The 25,402-nt window shown below is 48.0% G+C and carries 21 protein-coding genes and 1 tRNA gene; 12 read left to right on the forward strand and 10 right to left on the reverse strand.

Annotated features, from left to right (window positions below; genetic code table 11):
- Window positions 1-13: 13 nt before the first annotated feature.
- On the forward strand, window positions 14-2,101 hold the full coding sequence (locus QUB70_RS03365) for a thioredoxin domain-containing protein (protein WP_332978323.1): 2,088 nt from the start codon (window positions 14-16) through the stop codon (window positions 2,099-2,101).
- A 143-nt stretch (window positions 2,102-2,244) separates the two neighbouring features.
- Here QUB70_RS03365 and QUB70_RS03370 read toward each other — a convergent pair whose 3' ends face one another.
- Both QUB70_RS03370 and QUB70_RS03375 read right to left on the reverse strand, forming a co-directional pair.
- The gene (locus QUB70_RS03370; protein ID WP_332978324.1) at window positions 2,245-2,457 is read right to left on the reverse strand and encodes a helix-turn-helix domain-containing protein; all 213 of its coding nucleotides are present in this window, start codon (window positions 2,455-2,457) and stop codon (window positions 2,245-2,247) included.
- A 17-nt stretch (window positions 2,458-2,474) separates the two neighbouring features.
- Window positions 2,475-2,687 (reverse strand): helix-turn-helix domain-containing protein, encoded by a 213-nt coding sequence (locus QUB70_RS03375; RefSeq protein ID WP_190663558.1) that lies wholly within the window; start codon window positions 2,685-2,687, stop codon window positions 2,475-2,477.
- 132 nt (window positions 2,688-2,819) lie between these two features.
- On the opposite strand from QUB70_RS03375, the gene QUB70_RS03380 reads away from it, so the two are divergent.
- The 5 genes from QUB70_RS03380 (at window position 2,820) to QUB70_RS03400 (ending at window position 6,538) form a co-directional block, all read left to right on the forward strand.
- Window positions 2,820-3,053: a hypothetical protein gene (locus tag QUB70_RS03380; protein WP_332978326.1), complete on the forward strand. Its 234-nt coding sequence runs from the start codon at window positions 2,820-2,822 to the stop codon at window positions 3,051-3,053.
- Between the two features lie 441 nt (window positions 3,054-3,494).
- Window positions 3,495-5,402, forward strand: a complete 1,908-nt coding sequence (dxs, locus tag QUB70_RS03385; RefSeq protein WP_332978328.1) for a 1-deoxy-D-xylulose-5-phosphate synthase — start codon at window positions 3,495-3,497, stop codon at window positions 5,400-5,402.
- Window positions 5,403-5,471: 69 nt separating this feature from the next.
- A complete protein-coding gene (locus tag QUB70_RS03390; protein WP_332978329.1) occupies window positions 5,472-5,789 on the forward strand; it encodes a hypothetical protein in 318 nt (105 codons plus the stop codon).
- Window positions 5,790-5,855: 66 nt separating this feature from the next.
- Window positions 5,856-6,173, forward strand: coding sequence for a hypothetical protein (locus QUB70_RS03395; RefSeq protein WP_332978331.1), 318 nt, complete (start codon window positions 5,856-5,858; stop codon window positions 6,171-6,173).
- Entirely contained in the window at window positions 6,170-6,538 is a 369-nt protein-coding gene (locus tag QUB70_RS03400) for an aspartyl protease (RefSeq protein WP_332978332.1), read from the forward strand. The genes QUB70_RS03395 and QUB70_RS03400 overlap by 4 nt, the downstream gene beginning before the upstream one ends.
- A gap of 34 nt (window positions 6,539-6,572) precedes the next feature.
- On the opposite strand, the gene QUB70_RS03405 is transcribed toward QUB70_RS03400, so the two are convergent.
- From QUB70_RS03405 to QUB70_RS32620, 7 genes are all read right to left on the reverse strand, one after another.
- Window positions 6,573-8,951 carry a sulfotransferase gene (locus QUB70_RS03405; protein ID WP_332978334.1) on the reverse strand — a complete coding sequence of 793 codons (2,379 nt, stop codon included), beginning with the start codon at window positions 8,949-8,951 and terminating at the stop codon, window positions 6,573-6,575.
- 174 nt (window positions 8,952-9,125) lie between these two features.
- Entirely contained in the window at window positions 9,126-11,198 is a 2,073-nt protein-coding gene (locus QUB70_RS03410; protein WP_332978335.1) for a Wzt carbohydrate-binding domain-containing protein, read from the reverse strand.
- The gene (locus QUB70_RS03415) at window positions 11,199-11,993 is read right to left on the reverse strand and encodes an ABC transporter permease (RefSeq protein WP_332978336.1); all 795 of its coding nucleotides are present in this window, start codon (window positions 11,991-11,993) and stop codon (window positions 11,199-11,201) included.
- The gene (locus QUB70_RS03420; protein WP_332978338.1) at window positions 11,990-13,234 is read right to left on the reverse strand and encodes a glycosyltransferase; all 1,245 of its coding nucleotides are present in this window, start codon (window positions 13,232-13,234) and stop codon (window positions 11,990-11,992) included. Before QUB70_RS03420 ends, QUB70_RS03415 begins: the two co-directional genes overlap by 4 nt.
- Window positions 13,235-13,464: 230 nt before the next feature.
- Window positions 13,465-14,781, reverse strand: a complete 1,317-nt coding sequence (locus QUB70_RS03425; protein WP_332978339.1) for a glycosyltransferase family 2 protein — start codon at window positions 14,779-14,781, stop codon at window positions 13,465-13,467.
- An 89-nt stretch (window positions 14,782-14,870) separates the two neighbouring features.
- Window positions 14,871-16,067 carry a glycosyltransferase family 2 protein gene (locus QUB70_RS03430; RefSeq protein ID WP_332978340.1) on the reverse strand — a complete coding sequence of 399 codons (1,197 nt, stop codon included), beginning with the start codon at window positions 16,065-16,067 and terminating at the stop codon, window positions 14,871-14,873.
- Between the two features lie 573 nt (window positions 16,068-16,640).
- The gene (locus QUB70_RS32620; protein ID WP_442927695.1) at window positions 16,641-16,688 is read right to left on the reverse strand and encodes a hypothetical protein; all 48 of its coding nucleotides are present in this window, start codon (window positions 16,686-16,688) and stop codon (window positions 16,641-16,643) included.
- Window positions 16,689-17,340: 652 nt separating this feature from the next.
- Here QUB70_RS32620 and QUB70_RS03435 point away from each other — a divergent pair.
- On the forward strand, window positions 17,341-18,975 hold the full coding sequence (locus QUB70_RS03435) for an MBL fold metallo-hydrolase (protein WP_332978341.1): 1,635 nt from the start codon (window positions 17,341-17,343) through the stop codon (window positions 18,973-18,975).
- A 479-nt stretch (window positions 18,976-19,454) separates the two neighbouring features.
- On the opposite strand, the gene QUB70_RS03440 is transcribed toward QUB70_RS03435, so the two are convergent.
- Complete coding sequence (locus tag QUB70_RS03440) at window positions 19,455-19,766, reverse strand: DUF6679 family protein (protein ID WP_006633466.1); 312 nt, start codon at window positions 19,764-19,766, stop codon at window positions 19,455-19,457.
- A gap of 132 nt (window positions 19,767-19,898) precedes the next feature.
- Here QUB70_RS03440 and QUB70_RS03445 point away from each other — a divergent pair, with 132 nt between their 5' ends.
- The 5 genes from QUB70_RS03445 (at window position 19,899) to fba (ending at window position 25,101) form a co-directional block, all read left to right on the forward strand.
- Window positions 19,899-20,048, forward strand: coding sequence for a hypothetical protein (locus tag QUB70_RS03445; RefSeq protein ID WP_332978343.1), 150 nt, complete (start codon window positions 19,899-19,901; stop codon window positions 20,046-20,048).
- A gap of 504 nt (window positions 20,049-20,552) precedes the next feature.
- Entirely contained in the window at window positions 20,553-22,637 is a 2,085-nt protein-coding gene (locus QUB70_RS03450; protein WP_332978344.1) for a CapA family protein, read from the forward strand.
- Window positions 22,638-22,770: 133 nt separating this feature from the next.
- The gene (locus QUB70_RS03455; RefSeq protein ID WP_442927696.1) at window positions 22,771-23,640 is read left to right on the forward strand and encodes an aldose epimerase family protein; all 870 of its coding nucleotides are present in this window, start codon (window positions 22,771-22,773) and stop codon (window positions 23,638-23,640) included.
- Window positions 23,641-23,707: 67 nt separating this feature from the next.
- Window positions 23,708-23,779: transfer RNA gene (locus QUB70_RS03460), tRNA-Lys, on the forward strand.
- A 242-nt stretch (window positions 23,780-24,021) separates the two neighbouring features.
- Window positions 24,022-25,101 (forward strand): class II fructose-bisphosphate aldolase, encoded by a 1,080-nt coding sequence (gene fba / locus QUB70_RS03465; protein ID WP_332978346.1) that lies wholly within the window; start codon window positions 24,022-24,024, stop codon window positions 25,099-25,101.
- The last annotated feature ends 301 nt before the right edge of the window (window positions 25,102-25,402 follow it).

A 25,402-nucleotide genomic window follows, 5' to 3' on the forward strand; every position in this document is an offset into this window, starting at 1 on the left:
AGTAGATTTGATTATGGTCAACCGTCTTGCTCAATCTCAAAGTCTTTACCTCCAGAAACACGCCGAAAATCCGATCGACTGGTGGCCCTGGTGCGACGAAGCCTTAGAAACGGCCCGGAGCGAAAATAAACCGATTTTCCTGTCAATTGGCTACTCTAGCTGCCACTGGTGTACGGTGATGGAAGGAGAAGCATTTTCCGATCGCGCGATCGCCCAATACATGAATTCGCACTTTATACCGATAAAAGTCGATCGCGAAGAACGCCCGGATATCGACAGCATTTATATGCAAACCTTGCAAATGATGACCGGTCAAGGCGGTTGGCCGCTCAACGTTTTTTTGACTCCCGACGAGCGAGTTCCGTTCTACGGAGGCACTTATTTCCCTGTAGAACCGCGCTACGGAAGACCCGGATTTCTAGAAGTTTTGCACGCAATTCGCCGCTTTTACGACACAGAAAAAGGCAAAGTAGAAGCATTCAAAGCAGAGATATTAGGCAACCTCCAACAGTCGGCAGCGCTGTCAGGATCAACCGCCGAATTAAATCGCGAAATCTTCCAAAAAGGCTTAGAACTCAACACCGGAATTATTGCCGGCAGCAACCCCGGGCCCAGTTTTCCGATGATGCCTTATGCTGAGCTAGCACTGCGGGGAACCCGATTCAATTTTGAATCAAAATACGACAGCAAACAAGTCTGCACTCAGCGCGGATTAGACTTAGCATTGGGCGGCATTTACGACCACGTAGCAGGCGGATTTCACCGCTACACTGTTGATGCGACTTGGACTGTGCCGCACTTTGAAAAAATGCTCTACGACAACGGTCAAATTGTTGAATATTTGGCTAATTTGTGGAGCGCGGGAATACAAGAACCTGCTTTTGAAAGTGCGATCGCGCGGACAGTAGAATGGTTGAAACGAGAAATGATTGCACCGACCGGCTATTTCTACGCTGCACAAGATGCTGACAGCTTTAACACTTCAGAGGAACTTGAGCCGGAAGAAGGAGCGTTTTATGTTTGGACTTACGCCGAACTGGAACAAGTGTTAACTGCTGAGGAATTGGCGGAAATTCAAGCACAGTTTACTGTTAGTCGCGCAGGCAATTTTGAAGGCAAAAATGTATTGCAGCGCCGCCATCCGGGAAAACTGAGCGAGACGGTAGAAAAGGCTTTGGCTAAACTCTTTCAAGTTCGCTACGGTGGCAATCCCGATACTGTAAAAACCTTTCCCCCAGCCCGCAACAATCAAGAAGCTAAAAATGACTGTTGGCCGGGTAGAATTCCCGCAGTTACTGACACGAAAATGATTGCTGCTTGGAATAGCTTAATGATTTCTGGTTTAGCCCGCGCTGCGGCTGTTTTTGGAAAATTGGAATATCTGGAATTAGCTGTGAAAGCAGCTAATTTTATTTTAGATAATCAGTGGACGGATGGGCGGTTTCAGCGGTTGAATTATGACGGACAATCTGCTGTAACCGCGCAGTCGGAAGATTATGCTTTGTTTGTGAAAGCATTGTTGGATTTGCATCAAGCGAGTTTGACTTTAGAAAACGGGGAAGAGGCCAAACAGTTGCCGAATTCTCAGTTTTGGTTCGAGAAAGCTGTGCAGGTGCAAGAAGAGTTTGATGAGTTTTTGTGGAGCGTCGAATTGGGAGGATATTACAATACTGCTAAGGATGCTAGCGGAGATTTGTTGGTGCGGGAACGCAGCTATATAGACAATGCAACTCCGGCGGCGAATGGAATTGCGATCGCCTCTTTGGTTCGCCTCGCGCTGTTGGGCCCGAATTTGGAATATCTCGATCGCGCGGAGCAAGGTTTGCAAGCTTTCAGCAGTATTGTACAAGATTCTCCGCAAGCTTGTCCGAGTTTGCTTTCTGCTCTGGATTGGTATCAGCATTCTACCCTAATTCGCACGACTCCCGACCAGATTTCCGGGTTGATTTCCCAGTATTATCCGACTGCTGTCTGTCAGATTGAGGCTGATTTACCTGAAGGTGTTATCGGGTTAGTTTGCGAGTGTTTGACTTGCAAAGAACCTGCGAAAAGTCAAGAGCGGCTGTTGGAGGAAATTTTGCAAAGTCAAACGCGAGGATAAAGACCGGGCGGTTGAAACCGCGTCTATACAAACAAAACCCGCCTCCGCGGGTTGAAGAACGGGCCCTTAAAATTACGTTATCTTCTTCAGTCCGCGGAGGCGGACATCGTTTGTGTAGACGCGGTTTCAACCGCCGTCCGATCTCAATCTTCCAAAATCTCGACCAAATCTTCCATACTCACATCGAAGGCGCGGGCTATTTTGCAGACAGCAGAAATATCGGCCGTGTTCAAAGCATCGCGTCTCCCGTAGCTTTTTACCGTGTTGTAATTGACTCCCGATCGATCGGCAACTTGCTTTAGAGTCCAACCCTTTTGCTCAGCTAGTTCTCGAATCCGCAGTCTAACGTAGCCCATTAGCGCGATCGCCCCTACTATTCCAAAAACTCGACCAAATCTTCAATCATTACATCAAAAGCAAGAGCGATTTTCTGAACGGCGCTAAGGTCAACCGTACTCATGCCGTCATCCCGTCTAGCATAGCCCTTAACCGTGTTGTAATTAACCCCTGACCGATCTGCCACATCTTGCAGCGTCCAGCCCTTTTCTTCTGCCAACTCTCGAATCTTTAGTCTAACTCGCCCCATTTTGCCCTTGACAACAGGTTAGTATCAACCTTAAATATAAGAATAACTGAAAACGATCGCCCACCTAGCCTCGAAAACTTAAGGGCGACCGCTTTCCTACCACACCCCGCAAACGCGGGGAACGATTACCCTATGATACCAACATCAAAGCCCAAATTAAACACTCATCCCTGGTGCATCGTGCGCCAACTGCCAAATATGCAGCGATTGGTAGTTGCTCGGTTCCACCGCCGGGGCGATGCTGAGGGATATATTCAGATTTTACGGCGGTTGTTACCTGCGACTAAACACGCGATCGTATTTGATACGACTGGGGCCGAGAAATTGCCAGAAGTTCGATCGGCCCAATTAGAGCGAATGCTGTAATTGATGAGAGCGAGCTCCTTTTTTGTTTTAACTGGAAAACCGATAAATAGAAAAGGGATCTCGTCCCTTCCTGACAAAAAGGAAGTAAGTCGCTCTAATTAAACGTCAAACGTTCTTCTCTTAGATACCCGACTTCTTTAAGAAGTCGGGTATCTGAGTATTCTATTTTTTTAGGTAGGCTTATTTAGCTTTAAATGCTTAAGAATCTCCATGCAGCTAACAATTAGCGATTAGCAACTAAGAACATAAGCTTTTTTTATATTGACTTTGTAATATTTGTTTACTATAATTACCAGGGCAAAAATAACAAAAATCTTACGGCTAACAGTTTTTCTCAAATAACCGTTAAACTATTCTAACGTTTGCGCGTACCCAACGTTGCAGGCACAACCTATATCTGTTAAGGATTCGTCCTAATTCACAGGAGCAAGATTTTAAAATATGCATCTGAGCGAACTGACTCATCCAAACCAATTACACGGCCTTTCGATTCATCAACTCGAACAAATTGCCCGACAAATTCGAGAAAAGCATTTAGAAACTGTAGCTGCTAGCGGCGGGCACCTCGGCCCCGGATTGGGTGTAGTCGAACTGACCTTAGCACTCTACCAGACACTCGACCTCGATCGCGACAAAGTTACCTGGGATGTCGGCCACCAAGCTTATCCTCACAAATTGATAACCGGCCGCTACAACCAATTCCACAGCCTGCGCCAAAAAGACGGCGTTGCAGGCTATCTCAAGCGCTGCGAGAGCAAATTTGACCATTTCGGCGCCGGTCACGCTTCTACGAGCATCTCAGCAGCATTAGGAATGGCAATGGCGCGGGATCTCAAAGGCGAAAACTTTAAAACTGTAGCAGTCATTGGCGACGGCGCATTGACTGGCGGCATGGCATTGGAAGCGATCAACCACGCAGGCCATATGCCGAAAACCAATGTGATGGTCGTGCTCAACGACAACGAGATGTCAATCTCGCCCAATGTCGGCGCGATTACCCGCTATTTGAACAAAATGCGACTCTCGCAGCCGGTGCAATTTCTCAAAGATAACTTAGAGGAACAATTCAAACAAATTCCGTTTGTTGGCGAAACATTTACGCCCGAAATGGAACGCCTCAAGGAAGGGATGAAACGGTTAGCTGTGTCGAAAGTTGGAGCCGTAATTGAAGAATTAGGCTTTACCTACATGGGGCCGGTAGACGGACATAATTTGGAAGAGTTAATTGCTACTTTCAAACAAGGTCATACCATCCAAGGGCCGGTGTTAGTTCACGTTGTGACGGTGAAGGGCAAAGGATATGCGATCGCCGAAAAAGACCAAGTAGGATATCACGCCCAAAACCCGTTTAATTTAGCCACCGGCAAAGGCATTCCTTCCACCAAACCCAAGCCTCCCGCTTACTCGAAAGTTTTTGCCCACTGTCTGGTGAAGCTAGCAGAAAATAATCCGAAAGTTGTCGGCATTACCGCCGCAATGGCAACCGGAACAGGCTTAGATAAACTTCAGGAAAAACTGCCGAAACAGTACATCGACGTGGGTATTGCCGAACAGCACGCCGTTACATTATCCGCTGGTTTAGCCTGTGAAGGAATGCGCCCGGTAGTGGCAATTTACTCGACATTTGTGCAGCGGGGATACGACCAAATAGTTCACGATGTCTGCATCCAAAACTTGCCTGTTTTCTTCTGTCTCGATCGAGCCGGAATCGTCGGCGCAGACGGCCCAACTCACCAAGGAATGTACGATATTTCCTTCTTGCGCTGTTTGCCAAACATGACAATCATGGCGCCAAAAGACGAGGCAGAATTGCAGCGGATGGTAGTCACGGGAATCAACCACACCAGCGGCCCGATCGCCATGCGTTACCCGCGCGGCAACGGTTACGGCGTGCCTTTGATGGAAGAAGGTTGGGAAGAATTGCCGATCGGCAAAGCCGAAATCCTCCGCAACGGCGACGACTTGCTAATCTTAGGTTACGGTTCAATGGTTTATCCGGCGATGCAAACCGCCGAGATTTTGAGCGAACACGGCATAGAAGCAACCGTCATCAACGCGCGTTTTGTCAAGCCTTTAGATACCGAATTAATCTTGCCTTTGGCACAGCGAATCGGCAAAGTTATCACAATGGAAGAAGGCTGTTTGATGGGCGGCTTTGGTTCAGCAGTAGCCGAAGCTTTGCTAGACAATAATGTTGTAGTCCCCGTGATGCGACTTGGCGTACCTGATACATTGGTAGATCATGCCACACCGGAACAATCCTTTGCCAGCTTGGGATTAAATCCGTCGCAAATGGCCGATCGCATCTTAGCGACATACAGCCGCCAACAGTCACCTGTTAGCGTCTAATTAGCTAGAATTGTAGGGTGGGTACTGCCCACCTTACTTAACTTTCACGGCACAAAAGGAGAATCAACAATGACTTATCTCAACCCAACTCGCACAGTACCCCGGAAAAGATTGCACCCAAAACGCACACTGTCTCCAGAAGAAATCACTCAATGGTACGCTGAAAGAGCTGCATTTCGCCAGCGGTGTCAACCTATATTCGATCGATTAAAACCAGAATTGATTAAAACCCACTACAACTGGTATATGGCAGTTGAACCAGACAGCGGAGAATATTTTATCGAAAAAGATTCGTTAGCTGCTGGAAAAATGTGTCGCCAAAAACATCCCAATGCGATCCCGCACGTCTTTAGGATCAATGAAACAGGAGTTTGTGGCACGATATGATGGAAGGAATATTTGGTGATGAGGACGAGCTAATATAGTACCATCTGACACAAAGGAGAATCAACAATGACTTATCTCAACCCAACTCGCACAGTACCCCGGAAAAGATTGCACCCAAAACGCACACGTTCTTCAGAAGAAATAGCCCAATGGTATGCTGAAAGAGAAGCATTTTATCAACGCTGCAAACCTATTTTCGATCGTCTCAAACCAGAATTGATTAAAACCCACTACAACTGGTACATGGCAGTTGAACCCGACAGCGGAGAACATTTTATCGACAAGGATGATATGCTAGTTGCAAACATAGCCCATGAGAAATACCCAAAAGCTAAATTGCACGTCTTTCGCATCAATGAAACCGGAGTTTGTGGCACGATATGATTCAAGGAACATTTGGTGATGAGGATGAGCTATTTTTTGAAGTTGAATTAATTGCTGATAACGGCTTAGAATTACCTGTTGATGCTCTGCTAGATACAGGTTTTTCTGGCTGGTTAGCTATGAACGATCAAGATTTAGACGGACTTGATTGGACATATGTCAAACAAGAAAAAATGCGAACAGCTAAGGGAGAATTTAATTTCGATCTTTATGTCGGAAAAGTGCGTATTGATGACCAAGAGTTTGATATTCCAGTTCATGTAGGTGCAGGAGTACCGGAAATTTTAATCGGCCGCCAGTGGCTGAAAACTCGGCGCTTAGTAGTGGATATGGCTGCGGGTGTTTTGACATTGGAAGCGAGTTAAAAGCAATAGGAATCAGTTATAATATAAAGTCCTGCTACAAACCTAATTGCCAGAAATTTTCTGCGGTGACTTGAATGCGGGGCAGCGACAATAAAGAATCATCAAAACTGCTAAATTCTGACCCGTAAGATACACCAAAAGTATACCCACTCGCTCCAATTAAATGCGCTACAATTGGATCGACATCCCCGTAGGGATAGGCAAAACATCTAACAGATTTCCCCAATCCCCGTTCCAAAATCTCGCGGGATTTCGCCCCCTCCCGCACAATTTCTGTCGGCGACAATGCAGTCAGAGGTTGATGAGTCGCAGACATAGAACCGAATTCAATCCCTGCATCCCGCAGTTGCCGAATTTCCTGCCATCCCATTAACTGCACTTCTTCAAATTCGGCTTTTTCCCAACTATTTGTCTTTCCTATTGACTCCGCTACTAGAAAAACAGTTGCTGTAAAATCAAAGCGTTTTAGCAGAGGCCAAACATATTGGAAAAAGTCGAGATAGCCGCCGTCAAAAGTCATCAATACAGCCTTACCGGGTAAAGGAGTTCGATCTCGTTTCGCACTTCGCCAATCTTCCCAACTTGCACTGTAATAACCATGCTGTTTGAGATATTGTAAGTGCTGTTCAAAAACCTGCGGAGTAATTGCCTCTAAACCGTCAGGAGAAATGCGGCGGTAGGCGAGAATCGGCAGCTTTTCTGTAACGCTATGATTGTCCAAAACTTGAGGTTTCACCGAGTGAGAAACTTCTCTATACGGCGCTTTTCGCCAAATGATTTCCGGTGCGTAAAATACTTGCTTTGGCAACTCGTTTTCTCGGGGAATTTGCATTGTCGGTTCCCCCGCGATTGCCGCCGCTGACGCGATTTCCCGCAGCGCCGCCGCCGGGAGTGCGGCCCGGCGGCTGGCACTCGTCCCGATCGCACCTTCGCGCCTGCCAAATATCACCGCATCTTGCGGGTAAATGCCCCCAGCACTCTCTGCATTCAACCCGTCGGGCAGATTCGACCTTTGTTGAGCCGCAGAGGCTAGGCGCGATCGCAGCGACATCTCGCCGTTGAGCGGTTTTCCCAGCAAAGCTTCTCGCACGGTGGCGACGCACAACTCAAAACCGCTATTTCGAGTAATTGTCGATCGCAATTTTTGAGCTGAAACAAAACTATCTTCAACCGAAACAGTTACAATCCCAACAGCAACGCCGCCTACTTTCACCAGCACGTCAATTTCTGAAAGCTCAACTTTTATATTAGATAATTCGTCGCTAACTTCCACAGCAATAAAGTCTCGATAGAGGCTAATTGTCGGTGCTTCATCGGCTGTTTCTGAATTGTAAAAATAAGCCTCAAGCCAATTCGGACGGTTCCAAATGTCCTGTAAAAATAGAGTCCAATCAAATTGCGGAGTTTCTGGATTATGTTGAAAGAAGCGATCGAGAATTGGCCAAGCAAACTGGGCTGCAACCGCATCAGCCAACACCGAAGCCGCAACCATGCCATCGCAGACTGGCAATTCAATAATACCGAGTTGAATTTCTTCTAATTGGATGGTACAGCAGAGGCGATCGCATATTTGCACAACGTAAATATCCGAAATTGGTTCGCTAACTTCCACCGCAACTTTCCAGGCAATTTCACCCTTGACTCGCTTAATGTCATCTAAAATATATCTGATTTCATTTCTGTTGAAAAATATATGATATTTGTGAACCTTATTACTTTTGATATCTCTCTCAATTCCTTTGTGCCAAGGGAGATTCAAACTTAGATTCGCGGCTTTTTCTTTGTAATGAAGGAGCATTTCGCCGTCATACTCAATGCCCATAAAATGACAAATTTCTCCTAAAATTTTTGTTTTGTTATCTAAAAGCTCCTCATATTTAATTAATATATGATTTGATTTATTAACATATTTGTGGCTAGTTAACATCGCGTGTTCCCAGCGATAGATACAGTGGTTTAAATCCCAACCAGCGCCCCACAAATTGTTAAAACTCTTAGTAGCCTCATACATAGAAGCTATTGTATCCATACCGTTTCGCAAAAGATGTATGAATTTAACATCCGGCAACAAACGCTCTATATCATCAATAAAATATATGTGTTCCGGCGTTTTTTCCAACCAAATGCTTTTGTTTTGTTCCGCAGCCAAACCATCCAAAACTCCGACAAACCAACTAGCTTTAGTTTCGACAGTTTGACTGTCATCAAAATCTTTCAAAAGTTCAGGACGCTTAATCTCATCCTTAAAAAAAGCTTCCATCCTACTTGGCAATTTTCCCGCAAACTGATCGTACAGCAAATAGTGAAAAAACTTAGATTCTGGAAAAGAAATAACTTCGGGATGAGCGGCTAATAAACTTTGAAGAATTGTTGTGCCGCTGCGAGGGGCTCCCACTAAAAATATCCGTTTCATTGTTAGATTTTATATTGATAAACGGGCGATCTAATTTATTTCGTTGGGTGGGGGCGGGTTTATCTAGATTGTTGATAAAAATTAAATATGGTGGGCGAACCCGCCCCTACAGAAATTATGTTTTACCGTATTTATCCGCGTTAATCCGCGTTCATCTGCGGTTTCAAAAACATCCTAACTCCAACTAAAATCCTCCTTCAACAACTCAGAAAGTTCCCGATTATAAGGTTCAAAATACCTGCTCAACTCTTGTTCGATCGCCTCCGGCATTTTACTATAATCCTCAACACTATTAACCTCGTATTCTTTAACTGCGCTAGCACTAATATCCAAGAAATCCAACACCTCAGAAAATACTTTCCCCGGATTTGCCTGAAAATCTTCACTCTTCAAAATTAGCAACTGTTCCCTTGGGAAATAATCCAGCCAATTCTTGATTTGTTCTACATAAATTCCCCGCGACAAATAGGAATAATGCTGGTGATTGAAACTGTAATAACCGTCATCAGATCGAATTTTCTCTATTTCACCTTTTAGCCGATCGGGTTCTGAAGCGATCGCTTTTTCAAAATCCAGCTTTTCGCAACCGATCGCCACTTCTAAATTATAGTGCAACCAAGCTCGTTTCACCGGATTTCGCAGCATTACAATCAGCTTAACATCCGGGAAACACTTGTAAACTCGCTCCGCCACCAAAGGATGATAAATATAGTAAGCAGTCATCTCCCCCAGCAAAACCTTGTCACCCGCTACACTCCGCGTTAACTGCTTGCTGTACCACTCAATTCCCCGGTCAAAATTCAGTTCAAAAAAGTGGATATCTCTCAGTCCTTCTTTAATAATTTGTAGGTGATTTTCCAGATAACCATACAAAGCTTCCGCGCTGCACTTTTGAGCGCCAATAATTAAAAAATCTGGGTTTTGTTTGTTTTTTAACTGAGTTGAAATTTTCGCATAGCTGGGATTGTTTTTATTCAAAGCGTGAGTGATTTTAGGTTTTTCTGGTAAATCTAGTACCTCCATTTGGCCCTGAAATTCCCAGCGGTAGGGCGGACAAAGAATCGTTTTTTGGTGTACAGTCGATCGCACGTACAGCGGATAAACGTGCCAGTGATAGTCGTAAGCATAGGCCCAACTCTTTTCGTAAACCCCAGCATTCACGTAATACTGACCGTTACCCAAATCTAACCTATCCAAATGCAGCCTAATCTTGCCTTCACCTTTAGCTAGGGGAACCAATCGACCCATTTGATTCGTATTGGTATCGAAACAATTTTGCCCATCTTCCCGGCTAATTGTCACCCCAAAAATAGCAGCAGGAATAGACTTTGGTACAGAATAATGAATCTCAATAGTAACAGAATCACCGCTGTCTATTTCCTCATCCGGCAACACTTTAACATCCGTAATTTCTACTTCCAAAGAACCGAATCTATTTTCATTGACTCGCAGTTGCGAACCCGTACTTGTAACTTCAGGAGGACGCATGGGAGTGCGTTTTTCGGTTTCCGATCGCATTTCCGACAAATACTGACCTGCCACCACTTCCGGCTCCCCGTAAGCCACGATTTCACCGGATTTTAGCCACAAAGCCCGATCGCACATTTTCTGAATTTGGGCCGCACTGTGAGAAATTAAAACAATCGCACAACCTTGAGTCTTAAATTCAGTTATCTTATTCAAACATTTAGCTTGAAAAGCCACATCACCAACCGACAAATGTTCATCAACTAAAAGCACTTCGGGATCGGTATGAATCGCCACCGAAAAACCCAGCCGCATTTGCATCCCCGTACTGTAAGTCCGCATCGGGCTGTCAATAAACTGTTGCAATTCTGCAAATTCAACAATATCATCAAACCTGCGGGCCGCTTCCCGGCGAGTCAAACCGGCCACCACCGCCCCCACAAACACATTTTCTCGCCCTGTTAAATCTGAGTGAAAACCCGCACCCAAATCCAACAAACCGCCAATTTTTCCGTTAACTTTAACAGTTCCTTCCTCAGCGCGACCGATACCGCCAATAAGTTGCAGTAGCGTCGATTTCCCTGCCCCGTTCTTGCCGAGAATTCCCAGCATTTCCCCTGGGGAAACACTAAAACTCACGTCTCGCAGCGCCCAAAAATAAGCTTGCGGTTTCATCCGCCGCCACCCCCACAAAGCCGCCTCCATAATCGTAAAAGGTCGATCGGCACTGTAGCGGTTGAAACGTTTCCCCAAACCCTTAACAACAATAGCTTGACGCATTTACAATTCCTCCACGAAACGATCGCTTTGCCGTGTAAAAATCCCCAATCCGAGCGGCAACAAAACTGCTACAATCAAGCTCACAACTAAAAGTGCTTGCCAGTCCGGCTGCGTACCTTTCAAAATTATGGCGCGGTAAGCTTCAATCAGCGGTACCATCGGATTCAAATGATATAAAGGCTGAAATTGTTTCGGGACGCTGTTGAGGTCGTAGAAAATCGGAGTCAGATAAAAAAGCATCTGCAAAACTACGCCCAAAGTGTGCTGAGTGTCGCGAAAAGTAACGTTAATGGCAGCGAGGGGATAAGCTAAACTCACCGTCAAAAAGAATTGAATCACCATCAAAACTGGCAGATATAACAGCACCGAATTCGGCTGAATGCCGTCAATTGCCAGAAAGATAATTAGCACCGGCAGCGCTAGCAAAAAGTGAATTAACCCAGTAGTGGTTGTCACGACAGGTAAAATCGCCGTCGGAAAGTTTGGCTGCCGAATTAAAGCCCGGTTGCTAGTAATTAGTCCCGTCGCTTGAAATAGCGCCGTTTGAGTCCAAGTCCAAATTAACAAACCGCTAAAAGCAAAGGAAGAAAACTGCGGAATATTAACCGGAATTACCGATCGAAATACAAAAGAAAATACCGCCAACTGCAACAGCGGATTGATCAAAGTCCAAGCAATCCCCAGGGCCGATCGCTTGTAAAGTAATTTCATATCGCGATCGACCAACTCCCGCAGCAAATCGAACAAATGAGCCATTCTGCGCCGTCGATAAACCAGCGTTTCCGTATTTCTCACCGCACACCCCCGGCTGCTACCTGCGGTTCAACCTGCTGCGGTTCAACATCAGGAATCAGCGCCAACCGCTGAGCCTGCAACTGCGCTTCCCTGTAAGCAAAAGGACTCTGTAAAGCCCCCAGCAGCTCGCTGACGACCAACTTGCGGGGAAACCACCCCGGACGAATCAAGCGGCGCAGCAGCCACCAGTTCAGCCAGTGAAACACCGCAAACTGCAAAAGCGCGCCGCGGCCCACAGTACGGTTGCGATCGCACGTCAGCAAATAAGCCCCAAAACCGCGCCCGTTATCCCTCAACTGCTTGCTCAAAGCCTCGCCGCTGCGTCGGTGTACGTGCCAAACAAAAGCTCTCGGCTCATAAAAAGTCGAGTATCCCTTCGCCAAAATCCGGTGAAACATCTCAATATCCCCAGCCCCCCGAGTCGGAGTCCCCACATCCAAAGCCGGGTCAAAAGTCCCAACTTCCGCGAACACTTGCCGCCGGAAAGCCATATTCGCCCCGACACCGTAAGCGCTCGACCACAACAACTCCCGCGCCGAGAGCTTGCTACCATCAACTTTAAAACTGTGGAGATATTGCAGCATTCCCCCGTAGCCGAATTCAAATTGAATTTGAGCCTCTGTTTCCAGTTCCGCCGGCGCAACCAAACCGCTAACGGCCATAATTTCCGGGTCAGCAAAGCCCGCAGCGATACCGCGCAGCCAACCTCGATCGGGCCGCACGTCATCGTCAGTAAAAGCAATAATCTCGTGGCGGGCTTCAGCGATGCCGCGATTGCGCGCCCAGTCCAATCCTGGCCGTTCTTCCTTCACGTAGCGTACCGGTAATCGCGCGACCAATTCAGCGGTGCTGCTGTTTGAAGGAGCGTTGTCTATAACGATAATTTCGCGATGGGGATAGTCTATGGCGAGAATTGCTTCCAGAGCGCCTTTGAGCAAGTCCGTGCGATCGCGCGTGCAGATGACCACGCTAATCGGCGGTAGCGGATAATTTGGCTCTGTTTGCAGGCCCAACTTTTCTGCCAGAATTGCTTTAGTCAATTCCTTGTCTATTCGATCGAAAATTGTCGATCGCACGCGATCGGCCGGAATAATTGCCAACCAAGGATTGTTGGATATTTCCACCCATTTGAGAGGAACTCCCCGGTAGCGCACCAAGATGCGAATTTTTTCGTATTTCTCAAGTCCACGAATCGGATTTATCGGTTCGGAAAACTCGATTTCAAGCAGTTTTATTGCCATAGATTGCTCCTAAAAATAGTGAGGAGAGGGGATAGAGGAAAAAATTTGACAGAAAGAATTGGGTCAGCAATTACCAATTCCCGATTACCAATTACCCGTTAAGCTGTTCGACATTTAAACCGCTAACGAGGCCTGTAGGGTGCGTCAGCTAGAACACTTACTAAGCAAGGGAAACAAGATAGGGCTGACGCACCCTACAATACTATTTTAAATGCGTAACAGCTTAGCAATTATTTAACTGCCAACTCATAATTATTTTCTAAAGCAATGAAAGGCTTTTCGATCGCCGTGTTGAGATTTTTGGGCATACCGTTAACTGCGATCGCAGCTAGCAATTTATCCGACACAGAACTGGCCAGAATCGGACGCAAGTGAACGCCCCGCAGCGGCTCGATACCGACTTTGGGAGTAACGTGACCGACCGTTAAAGAGCCGTAGCGCAGGTAAATTCCGTCGGGCCGGGCTGCGTCGATCGACATTTCTGCCGCTTCCCAACCTTCCATCAAATCTATTTCAATTTCGCGATCGCTCAAATCCTCTCGCGCCGCTCCTCCTTGCATAAAACTAGCAATTGCCGATCGAGTTTTCAACTCATCCATCACCCCCCGGAAATACCAGTAACCGCGCAATTTTGTCCGCAGCCACCGCCAAGTTGTCCGCATCCCCACACTTTCTAGAAAATCCAGAGATTTTCTCAGCCCAGCAGCCAGCAAATCCACCGCCGCAGGCCAAAAAAACGCGATCGCCGTCAAAATTTTATCTGCCAGCGAGTAAGGAGTTTCGTAGTCCTTTACGTGCAGGATCGGTCGCAGTTCCGGGTGTCGCTGACCGATTAAAACATCCGATCGCCCTTCTTGGCGAGCTCTGCGAAAAGAGCGGTCGAAATTGTTAGTTTCGTGTTCGTAATGATACCCAACTGCATCCGGTGCGACAACAAAAGATACCCCAGCTTTCAGCAAACGCACCCCCAATTCGTAATCTTCCCCGCCGCAGTTCCCAAAAGCCGAATCAAAGCCACCGAGACTAGCAAACAAATCTGCATCCAGAGAAAGATTGCCGCTGAGCAAATCTGTATAGCTAAATCTGTGAGTTTGCTGACTTATCTGGTAAAATTTTTCTTCCCACCAAGACCGCACTTCTACATCAAAAAATCTAGTTCCTCCTTGCAGCTTTGGCGGGTAAGAACCCATGACAGCGCAGCCGGAACGCTCTCGGTGAGCGCGCGCGTGGCTTTCCACCAGCAGCGGCATTGCTTCAATGTCATCGTCTAAAAATAACAGCAATTCTCCCGTAGCAGCCGCTGCTCCAGTGTTGCGGGCGATCGCCGCACTGCGACAAGTTACCTCAATAACGTGCAGTTTAAACGGAGCTTTGTAATCTTGTAACATTGCCAAAGTATCATCAATGCAGTTATCTGCGACTACCGTAACTTCCATGAGTTCGATCGGGTAAGTCTGCGATTGCAAAGCATCAAGAGCTCGCCGCAGCGAATAACTTCGGTTGTGACTGGGAATAATGACGCTGACAGTTGGATTTTCTTTGTTCATATTCGTAAAAAACAACTAATGACCGATCGCAAATAACCAACCAATGACCAATGACCAATGACTAATGACTAATGACTAATGACCAATGACTAATGACTAATCACTTCTTCCTTAACTTCTTCTAACCGCTTCCGAGACGTAAAATAAGCCATCGGCCCGCTGATGCAGCCCCGCAACCCAGCCAACAGCAAATCACTAGGGATAGAATCCGGTTGCTTTCGCAAAGAAGCAACCAACTCCGGCAATTGTTTGTGCCGCAGCCATCCCCAAGCTAACAGAGGCACGCTGAATTCTCTGTTGACCACAAATAGCCGCGTCCAGAAAGCATAGACTCCGATGCCGTAGCCTTGGAGCGTTTTTTGCAATTCTTCCCAAGTGCGGCGGTGGCGGTGCCAGCTCAAAGCCCTCGGATCGTAGACAATGCGGTAGCCCGATCGCAAAATGCGGGCAAACAGTTCGCAGTCTTCCCCGCCGACAGTCGGCGTTCCCGCCCCCAAAGCTTCGTCAAAAGAGCCGATAAAGTCGATCGAACTTTTACGCAAAGCCATACTCGCCGAAACTCCCACAGGAGCCACAATCAGCGGGTTCCACTGCGCCCCGTCGAAGACAACTCGCCCAAATCCCCGCCCGTGGGGGCTGTAGCGCTCAAACCATTCTTGGGCTTCGGTTTCGAGTTCGAGCGGCATCACTAGCCCGGTGACGCACATAACTCGCGGATCGCTGAAATTTTGCAAGAGCGATCGCAGCCAGTTCGGATCGGGGGCCGCATCGTCATCTGTAAACGCTACGAATTCGTGTTTAGCTTCCCGTAAAGCTCGGTTGCGGGCGGCGCTCGAACCCGGTACATTTTCGCGCACGTAGCGGACTTTTGGGTAATTTTTGATTAGTTCCTCGGTAGCGTCCGTGGCGGGACAATTGTCAATTACTAAGTATTCCTGACCGTCGTCGGGCAGCCGCATAAACGCTTCTAAACAGCGCTGTAAATCCTCCGGGCGATCGCGCGTGCAAACCGCTACTGTGGCGATCGGCACTGCCTGCACGGGCCCGCGTTCGTCCCATGCTAGGGCATCGTAGAGCCAGTTTTTCCAAAGGTTCTCGCCCGTAGCGTTCATCAGTGCGGACCGCAGTTCGTTGCCGCCAATGCGACCTCCGACTACGGTCAAAGTCGCTTGACCGATCGGCTTTCCGTGCAGTCTAATTAAAATCAAGGCTTTGCTGTAACGCTCCTCAACCGTAATTTCTGGCGGGAGTTTGGAGATTTCCAGGTCGAGAATAGCTGTTGCCATGAGTTATGCCATCTTAGATTTTAGATTTTAGATTTTAGGTTGCCAAAAACTCATAGATTCTCAGTATTTTACCGGATGTATTTTAGCCGCAATTATTTTATGGGATAGCAACTTATCAATGCCATACTTGCCGATCGCCGAGCGCGAATCAAACATAAAGCCTCATTTTTGTTATTGCTGTTATTTATTTTTACTTTCGATTACCCGCTGATGTCAAGTTTTTTTTCACAGAATTTTTACCGCCGCCAACGCTCGCCCGGATCGGCTTGTGTCAATTGCAGGTATTATTGGCGGCTGGCCCGCCACCAAGTCTCGCCATTCATGCCAAATCTAAAAACCCGATTTTTTGATAAAACCGGGTTTTTGCGATCGTTTCAGCATTAATAGGACTCGCGGCCAATTAGTTTCATATATTTCCCGAAACTCTTCCTTCATCTCCTACTTAATTCTCCAGCATTCTGATTTTTCAAGGTCGCTGCCAACCTTTGAATTTGCTCGGAATTAAGGTTGCTCCGATTACTCAACAATAAATATTTGCTGCCTCTATCTGTAATTCCTACTGCTCGACGCAAATTATTCAAGTTTTTTATTAACGGCTTTCATCACGTGGAAACAGTCAATAACAAGTTTCGCATTTGGGAATAGCGGTAATACGGCACTCTGTCTTCAAATAAGGTGACGCCCAATTGAGATGCAGATCCAAAAGCCATTTAAACTCTCTCCTAGACAGCCACAAGTTTTGCTTAAAAAATGTATCAAACTTTTACAAAAAAACTGCTCGAACTCATAAAGTCGCTATTTGCCCTGACAGCAGCAGTTAGCTAGCACGAGTCGGGTTCTCTCAGTTTTGATTGGACTGTACACCGCCCACAAAACCAGATAGATGAAGATTTGTAAAGTTTTGTCAACATCTTTGGGCTGCTGAATTAAAATCTTCTCATAAAAAAGACTAGCTTTTAGCGGGCGCAAATTGTGAAAAAAGGTGGAAAACTCAGAGTATAATATCGAGTTCGCTGCTCTTACAAGGTGCAATAAAATGTAACTTTTGAGGCAGAACCAGTAGCATTAACTTTGTCGAAGGCCGAATGCCCAAAAGCCTTTGATAAACCGGGTTTTTTTTACCGGGAGCGAGGGCGGCAACAAAGTTTTTTCGTCCATCTTTCCCCGGTTTCTGCGTCCGGGAGTGAACTCTATCGACTGAATGCAGTCGCGACCGATGTTTAAATCTGGCGATACTGCAAGTTTCGCGCAAAGCAGGGAGCTAACCGCAGTGATGGATCTCGATTGTTTACCTTACGGCGCAGGCCACGCACAGGAAGGGGTCTGTCTGCTAGTCCGAATGGGGCCGCACCGCATTTTACTCGACTGCGGTGTAGAGGATATCGCCCCCCTGTCAGCGACACTAAATCGATCGCTGCCAGCCGATTTCGTAGTGTGCAGCCACGCCCACTCCGACCACGCCAGAGGTTTGCTAGCACTCCATCAATCTTTCCCCCACTTGCCAATTTACGCCAGCGAAGTGACAGCGCGACTGCTACCGCTCAACTGGCCGTCTCTGGCTACTGAGCCGGAGTCCCGGTTCTGTCAGGCACTTCCCTGGCAGTCGCCGATCGAACTGCGCCGGGGACTGAGCGTGCAGTTGTTCCCGTCGGGCCATTTGCCCGGAGCGGCGACTGTGCTGCTGACTTATGCCGCCCCCCACCGCACCTACACCCTGGTTTACACCGGCGACTTTTTTCTGTCCAATTCTCGTTTGGTGGAAGGTTTGCCGCTGGGAGAACTCCGGGGTATGAAGCCGGACGTGTTAATTGTCGAAGGCAGTTACGGCACGGCGCGCCACCCTCACCGCCGACAACTGGAAAATCAGTTAGCCGATCGCATCCACCGCGCCATCGCCGACGGGTACTCGGTACTGCTGCCGGCGCCAGCCCTCGGTTTGGGTCAAGAACTGCTGATGCTACTCCGCAGCCACCACTACTTTACCGGCCGCGACTTGGATATTTGGGTGGACGGCACTGTCGCCGACGGGTGCGACGCCTATCTGGAACTGCTGCCCCAATTTCCCACCGCCGTCCAAAATTTTGCTCTGCACCAACCTTTGTTTTGGGACGAAAGGGTGAAACCCCGCGTCCGCCGGCTGTCTGCCGAACAGCGCCCCGGATTGGGCTCCACGCCGTGTATTGTGATTACTGACAAGTTTGCTGATTTGGGTTTGTACGTTGCCGATCGCACAATTCCTTGGATTTTGCTCGCACCTCAAAAACCCGGATATCCCGTCAGGGAATGGCTCGGCAACTGGTCCGAATCTGGAGTCAGAAGCGTTGAAACTTATCTGCTAGCCGAACACTGCGATGGCCCGGGGACTACGCAGCTTATCCACAATTTGCGTCCCCAGCACGTAATTTTGATCCACGGTTCCCCTGCATATTTGGCTGACTTGGCTAACTTGGACGAGCTGCGAAACCGCTACCAGTTGCACACTCCGGCAATCGGAACACTTGTCGAACTGCCGATCGGGGAAATGTTTTTGCAGCCCGCTATCGCGGAAACTAACTATGAAGGAGAACTCAGCGAATTGGGGACAGAGGTAGCAATTAGCTTGCCGAGTCCGATTACAGCCGATCCTCGGTGGGCCAATTTTGCCGATACCGGTTTGGTAGAAGCGCGCTGGCAAGGCGAAGAACTGGTACTGCGCGGCCTCTCCCAGCGGGAACTGCTTTTTCAAGGCGGTGCCGTTCAAGCCAACCTCGAATGCTGCGGCAATTGCCAGCACTACCGCGGCCAGCGCTGTTGGAACCAGTCCAGTGCTTTGTTTGGCTTTAAAGTTACCCCCGACGGTTTCTGTCCGGTGTTTGAAGCGATACCGGAGTCCGAACTTTTCCTAGATGGGGAAACAGACGGCGAATAAGCTGTCGGGCACCTCGAAACCAGCTAGCAGGCCTGTGATATCAAACCCGGTAGCATCGGAATTAATATTACCGAAATCAGGACACCGCGAGTGCCTGAGTCCCTACAATTAATCTGGGTAGTCCAAGGGCACGGCACCGTGTCCTCGGTATCATTCCGATGCAACCGGAAACGATAGGAAAACCACAGAACATTCCTGGACGCACCCAGACAAAAAACCCCGTTTAAGCAGGGGTAAGCTATCGCGCATTGAGTTTTTAAACTGCGAATTTTTAAACTACTGTGTACTTAAGCTTTTGTGGGGTGGGCAGGATAGCCCGCCATAAAGCTTAAATTTAAAGACAAAATAGCTTATTTGGCCACAAGCCAGAAGATTTTTGGCCTAAACCGGGTTTTTTGCGTAATTCCTCCAGAAAAAAGGGATAAAAGTCGTTTTCTTTTCTCTCAAGTTTTCCTTGTGCCTCAAGCGCGAGATCCAAACTATTCCAAATTCGAGTCCGGGTAGTGATTGCGAATTTGTTCGGCTTCGGGACAATCGTCAGAAACTAGGGGTTCGCAGTTAGTTCTGGACACCGAAGCCAACTTCTGGGACACAGCTCCAATACTTTCGAGACGCACCATTTCTTCCCAGGAGCTAATTTCATCTTCTTCGTCGGTTTCGTAGCGCAGCGTGACTAGATCCCCTTCAATATCTAGGATACGAGCGCGCTCTATCCAACGTTGCTGATCTCGAAGAAAAATAGAAACCTCACGACCATCACAACAGAGTTGATAGATTTTGCGCTGTAGCATTTGTCAGTTCTCCTGCGCAGTGTAACTTGCTTAAAATATGGTCTGTTTACAGTAACGTACTTTGGGTTTTACATCGGAAGGCACAGCCCTATAGACTAGCCAGTTTCACGTTTTCTCAAAACTTTGGCACCGATGGGAGTTACCAAATTTCATTTTACCACCAAATCTATCCAGTACGCCATTTATCCAATTACAGGTTGTGCAGCCGGTGGCATCCCTCGCGGGAGGCATTTGCCAGCACAGATCGAAGCATTAGGACTTGACGGACGCGATCGCGATTGACAGCGACAATAAAAACAGACTCTGCGCCTGATAAATCTCGCTCTCTTGTGCCTCAAGTCCCCCAGAAACAAGAGTGTTTCGACGGCGAGTTCGATCGCCCGCTAACGCCTCTTGACTCAATCTCAAATCTCCAATCTCAAAGCGAAAGCTCCAAAGCGACACTCAAACAGCGACAATAAAAACAGACTCTGCCTCATAAATTCAGAAATATCGCTCTCTTATGCCTCAAGTCCCCCAAAAACAAGAGTGTTTGGAGGTTATTTCTAGCCCCCAGTACCCCCTCTGAACTCAATGTAAAATCTAAAATCTAAAATTTAAAATCGATTGACCGGAATGTGATAAAAATCACTGACAGCAGGCAGCCCCTAAATGTAGAAAATGGTGGCGGCTAACAACTAGCTTCAAAACGGGCAGCGAAGTGGCGGTTAAGCTAAAAGAATTGCAGTTCCGTTCAAAACAAAACAAATTGGAGTCAGCACTCAAGCGTGTTAAGGAGGCTAATTGATGGTATACGCAGAAAATTGGTCGCAGCCGTCTATCTTGGAGCTAGCGCGATCGGGCAACTTTCAAGCCCTGAATTACTGGATTGACAGCTTGCTCAGACCCGAAGGGATTTATGCCCGCGTCGAACAGGAAAGGGCCGGCTGCGTCCAAATCCTAGTGGAATTCCAGCGCGAATTTGCGCCAGATACTACACTACTGGGGAGCACTCTCCGAGAAGGCTTAGTCAAATTTATTTGCCACCAACTCTGGAGACTCAACTCGCCAGCAGTAGAAGGGGTGCGAATTCACGCGCGCTTGGCTGGGGAACCAGAAATTCTCTGGAAACAGTCAGTCCGAATTGTCACTCCCGCAAACCGCCGACAGCGGCGTTACCGTTCCCTACTGGTCGTCGATTGGGTTAAATTTAAAACGTATCGTTCTCTGCTGCTAGTGGGATCTGCACTTGCATCATTTGTTTTAGGGTGTTGGGTCAGCTACCACGAGGCTCTGGCCATGCGGTTAGTATCCCCAGTATCCCCCTACCAGCAAGCTGCGGTAATGTCGGGGCCGCCCCCAAAACGTCCCGATGCGGTGCAAGCGGCTTTAGAAGTAGTACCCGTAGTGCAACAAAAGCAGGTTGCCAATCCCTATGACCCAACCGTAACGCTGATGTTCGGAGGAAATGTGAATCTATTGGATGCGCTCGCATCATCTACTGGCAGCGATTACCATTGGGCTTTCGCCAATATGGACGAGTACCGGCAAGCAGATGTGGCGATGGTTAACCTAGAAAACCCCTTGACTCGCTCTACCTTGGGCCGGGGCAAAAAACAATTAAATTTTAAAGCCGATCCAGAAGCGGTGAAAGTATTAACAGCAGGAGGAGTGGATATTGTCAATCTGGCAAATAACCACGCTATGGATTACGAGGAACCGGGGCTGGTGGAAACTATAAATACTTTAAATAATGCTGGGATTCAGCATCTGGGAGCTGGCCGAGATATTAAAGCAGCGAGGCGTCCAGATATTATTGAGGTTAAGGGTCAACGGATCGCGTACCTCGGTTATTACGATGCCGACCTTCACGCCGCCGACCAAGGGAAAGCGGGCACTAACCCCCGGCGCAACAATCGTGTTGCCGAGGATATTCGAGCTCTCAGGGGTCAGGTAGACTGGATTGTTGTCAATTACCACTGGGGAGTCGAATTGGCAGATTATCCGGGGGACTGGCAGATTGATTTGGCTCGGTTCACGATCGACCAAGGAGCAGATTTGGTAGTGGGACATCACCCCCACGTCCTGCAAGGTGCAGAAATTTACAAGGGCCGCCCGATTGTTTACTCGCTGGGTAATTTTATATTCGGCGGGAATGCTCGTAGCGATTACGATACCGCAGTCCTGAAAGTATCGCTCAAAGACAGGAATATGAAGGTAGAATTTTTGCCCGTGGAGGTGAAAAAGTTTCAGCCTTCGGTTGTGAACGGAGCCGCTGGGGAGCGCATCCTCAAACACGTCGAGCAAATTTCTAGTATTTTCGATCGGCCGATGCGATCTTCTGTAGTTCTCGATGCCCCAATCAACCCAGGAACAGCACCAAAGAGTCCAAATTCGACCTTGCCAGGAGCAGCAAAGAGCGGTACCTACGGGCCAGGGCGGGGTTCCCCAGTCCCCCTGACGGGTGAAAGCAATATGCCAGGCCCTGAACAACTCAAACCTAATTTGATTTTGCCCGCTTTGCCTGGTGCCCCCAAACAGCCGGACAACTCCTCATTTTTTCAGAACGGGACTGGGCCTGGAATTGAGTCAAGCCCGCCTCCGAGTCGAGATTTGCCGCCGCGCATCTACCGGACTCAACCTCAAAATCCCGGCCGGGAAGCAGAGCCGTTTACTAAAGAGCCATTCATCAAAGAACCGTTTATTTCGCCTCCATCTACCAGTCAAGGAGGGATGCCCAGTCCCCAAAGCTATCTTCCCCCGACTCGGGATCTATCTTTCAAAGTCTCTGTCAAAGAGCAGCGGACAAAGGCCACGATCGTTCCAAACACAATACGCGACCCCTCCGGGCCGCGGATCGCCCTGCCTCCTATAGCTGCCAGCATTGGTTAGCCGGTGGGTCGGAGCTTTTGATGCAGGGGGAGGATAGGGGCGGTAATGGGTGAACATCAACATACCAGCGACCAATTATTAACGACCGATTTACTGACAACCAATGATCGATGACCTACTACCGATGACAAATGTGTTTGCGATCGCGCTGAAGCAAAAGCAGTACAAAACCTATATCCTCTCCGACGAAACCGCTAACTCTACTCTAGAAGTTGTGCCGGAACGGGGCGGTATTGCCACTAGCTGGCTGGTTGAAGGCAAAGAAATCTTCTACTTGGACGCGGAACGGTTCGCCAATCCCGATCTGACTGTACGCGGCGGGATTCCCATCTTGTTTCCCATCTGCGGCAATCTCCCCGACAATACTTACACCCACAAGGGAGTGCAGCGAAAGCTCAAACAGCACGGCTTTGCTCGCGACTTGCCTTGGACTGCGACGGAACAAGTTACGGAGGGTTGCGCGGCTCTTACCCTGGTGCTTGAGAGCAGCCAGAAGACCCATCCTGTTTATCCCTTTGATTTTCAATTAGCTTTTACTTATCAAATTAAAGGCAATTCTTTGGAAATTGTGCAGCAATACACTAATCTTGGTGCCGAACCCATGCCTTTTTCTAGCGGCTTGCACCCTTACTTTTTAGCTCCAGACAAGACAAATCTGCGCTTTGAGATTCCCGGAATGCAGTACAGAGATCAGAAGACTCACTCTAAAGGTTATTTCACTGGGATTTTTGACCCGACGCTGGATGAAATTGATGTTTCTTTTGACGAGTTGACCGGCCTGGCTGCTACTGTCACTGACGCGGCGCGGGGTTTGCGGCTCACAGTCAGTTACAACTCCAGCTACGGGAAGTTAGTTTTCTGGATGGTGAAGGGCAAGGATTTTTACTGTTTGGAACCCTGGACTGCTCCTGGCAACGCCCTCAACACTGGCGCGCACTTGATTAATTTGCAGCCGGGAGCAACTTGCGAGATGCTGGTTCGCATGACTGCAACTTTTTTGTAAGAAAGACTTGCTATTTCAAATGATGGGTGCTACTATTAGAAATTGTGTGCGGTAACAGTGTTTTCGCGGGTCGCTAGCTCAGCGGTAGAGCATTCGGCTTTTAACCGATTGGTCTCGGGTTCAAATCCCGGGCGACCCATTTTTCAAGCCAGAAAGTAGAAAGTAGAAGGTAGAATTAATTCTAGCTTTCACAAGCAATTCTGGACAACCCCAGGGGAATTGGCCTGAATTTTGAGTTCGGGAATGTGGATTGTTTGAGGCTAAATTGAAATCTGGAAACATAATGCGCGATCGGCTACAAATTGTCTTAAGATTGTCGTAAGAATTGAACTTGTCCAAAATCCACTGTTTAGAAACCACAAATAACTAGGAGGAATATCTATGGCGCTTGTACCTATGCGACTGCTGCTCGACCACGCGGCTGAAAACGGTTACGGCCTACCGGCTTACAACGTCAACAACATGGAGCAAATCCAAGCGATCATGCGCGCTGCTGACGAAACCAACAGCCCTGTGATTTTGCAAGCTTCTCGCGGCGCTCGCTCCTACGCTGGCGAAAATTTCCTGCGCCACTTGATTTTGGCAGCAGTTGAAACCTATCCTCACATTCCTATTTCCATGCACCAAGACCACGGCAATGCCCCCGGCACTTGCTATTCTGCCATGCGCCAAGGTTTCACCAGCGTGATGATGGACGGTTCTCTGGAAGCGGATGCTAAGACTCCCGCTAGCTACGAGTACAATGTTCAAGTTACTCGCGATGTGGTGAATGTTGCTCATTCGATCGGCGTTAGCGTTGAAGGCGAACTGGGTTGCTTGGGTTCTCTGGAAACAGGAATGGGCGAAGCAGAAGACGGCCACGGCTTTGAAGGTGCTCTTTCTCACGATCAGTTGCTGACAGATCCCGAACAAGCTGTTGATTTCGTCGAGCAAACCGGCGTTGATGCTCTAGCAGTCGCGATCGGCACTTCTCACGGCGCTTACAAGTTCACTCGCAAGCCGACTGGCGAAATTTTGGCAATCAGCCGCATTGAAGAAATTCACCGCCGCTTGCCGAATACTCACTTGGTAATGCACGGTTCTTCTTCTGTTCCCCAAGAATTGCTGGAAATTATCAACAGCAACGGCGGCAAAATCCGCGAAACCTACGGCGTACCTGTGGAAGAAATCCAAAAGGGTATCAAGTGCGGCGTTCGCAAGATCAATATCGATACTGACAACCGTTTGGCGATTACCGCTGCGGTGCGCGAAGCTTTGTTTGCTAAGCCTGACGAGTTTGATCCCCGTCACTTCTTGAAGCCGTCGATCAAGTATATGCAGAAGGTTTGTAGCGATCGCTATAACTCTTTCGGTTGCGCGGGTCACGGTACAAAGATCAAGCAAATGTCTTTGGATGATTTTGCAGCTAAGTATGCTAAGGGCGAATTGAGCTCTTCTGCTAAGAAGACTGTAGCTGTTTAAGAATTTTAGGTTGAAGATTTTAGTTTTGTCTGAAGTCTAAAGTTAGGATTTCCGGGTAGCTGTGGAGTTGCCCGGTTTTTGTTTTTGGACACAAACCAATAGAAGCGATCTTGAAAACTGCGATCGCTATAGCTGTTTACCTATTTTTGCTTACAATAAGCTGTTGTGCATTTAATTTGTATGTTGAGGGCGGGCAGGATGCCCACCCCACAAGAGGAAAAATTTATTTGACTGTGCAATTTAAATGCGGATTAGCTTAAAGCTAATTTTCCTTGGAAATTCAACCGTTTGAATCAAAGGT

The organism is Microcoleus sp. A003_D6, assembly GCF_036702825.1.
In the GTDB taxonomy this organism is placed as follows: domain Bacteria; phylum Cyanobacteriota; class Cyanobacteriia; order Cyanobacteriales; family Microcoleaceae; genus Microcoleus.

What these genes read in the sequence shown, in the direction of transcription:
- QUB70_RS03365 (WP_332978323.1), top strand. Translation starts at nt 14, where the DNA reads ATGGTCAACCGTCTTGCTCAATCTCAAAGTCTTTACCTCCAGAAACAC.
- QUB70_RS03370 (WP_332978324.1), bottom strand. Translation starts at nt 2,457, where the DNA reads ATGGGCTACGTTAGACTGCGGATTCGAGAACTAGCTGAGCAAAAGGGT.
- QUB70_RS03375 (WP_190663558.1), bottom strand. Translation starts at nt 2,687, where the DNA reads ATGGGGCGAGTTAGACTAAAGATTCGAGAGTTGGCAGAAGAAAAGGGC.
- QUB70_RS03380 (WP_332978326.1), top strand. Translation starts at nt 2,820, where the DNA reads ATGATACCAACATCAAAGCCCAAATTAAACACTCATCCCTGGTGCATC.
- dxs (WP_332978328.1), top strand. Translation starts at nt 3,495, where the DNA reads ATGCATCTGAGCGAACTGACTCATCCAAACCAATTACACGGCCTTTCG.
- QUB70_RS03390 (WP_332978329.1), top strand. Translation starts at nt 5,472, where the DNA reads ATGACTTATCTCAACCCAACTCGCACAGTACCCCGGAAAAGATTGCAC.
- QUB70_RS03395 (WP_332978331.1), top strand. Translation starts at nt 5,856, where the DNA reads ATGACTTATCTCAACCCAACTCGCACAGTACCCCGGAAAAGATTGCAC.
- QUB70_RS03400 (WP_332978332.1), top strand. Translation starts at nt 6,170, where the DNA reads ATGATTCAAGGAACATTTGGTGATGAGGATGAGCTATTTTTTGAAGTT.
- QUB70_RS03405 (WP_332978334.1), bottom strand. Translation starts at nt 8,951, where the DNA reads ATGAAACGGATATTTTTAGTGGGAGCCCCTCGCAGCGGCACAACAATT.
- QUB70_RS03410 (WP_332978335.1), bottom strand. Translation starts at nt 11,198, where the DNA reads ATGCGTCAAGCTATTGTTGTTAAGGGTTTGGGGAAACGTTTCAACCGC.
- QUB70_RS03420 (WP_332978338.1), bottom strand. Translation starts at nt 13,234, where the DNA reads ATGGCAATAAAACTGCTTGAAATCGAGTTTTCCGAACCGATAAATCCG.
- QUB70_RS03425 (WP_332978339.1), bottom strand. Translation starts at nt 14,781, where the DNA reads ATGAACAAAGAAAATCCAACTGTCAGCGTCATTATTCCCAGTCACAAC.
- QUB70_RS03430 (WP_332978340.1), bottom strand. Translation starts at nt 16,067, where the DNA reads ATGGCAACAGCTATTCTCGACCTGGAAATCTCCAAACTCCCGCCAGAA.
- QUB70_RS03435 (WP_332978341.1), top strand. Translation starts at nt 17,341, where the DNA reads ATGGATCTCGATTGTTTACCTTACGGCGCAGGCCACGCACAGGAAGGG.
- QUB70_RS03440 (WP_006633466.1), bottom strand. Translation starts at nt 19,766, where the DNA reads ATGCTACAGCGCAAAATCTATCAACTCTGTTGTGATGGTCGTGAGGTT.
- QUB70_RS03445 (WP_332978343.1), top strand. Translation starts at nt 19,899, where the DNA reads ATGGGAGTTACCAAATTTCATTTTACCACCAAATCTATCCAGTACGCC.
- QUB70_RS03450 (WP_332978344.1), top strand. Translation starts at nt 20,553, where the DNA reads ATGGTATACGCAGAAAATTGGTCGCAGCCGTCTATCTTGGAGCTAGCG.
- fba (WP_332978346.1), top strand. Translation starts at nt 24,022, where the DNA reads ATGGCGCTTGTACCTATGCGACTGCTGCTCGACCACGCGGCTGAAAAC.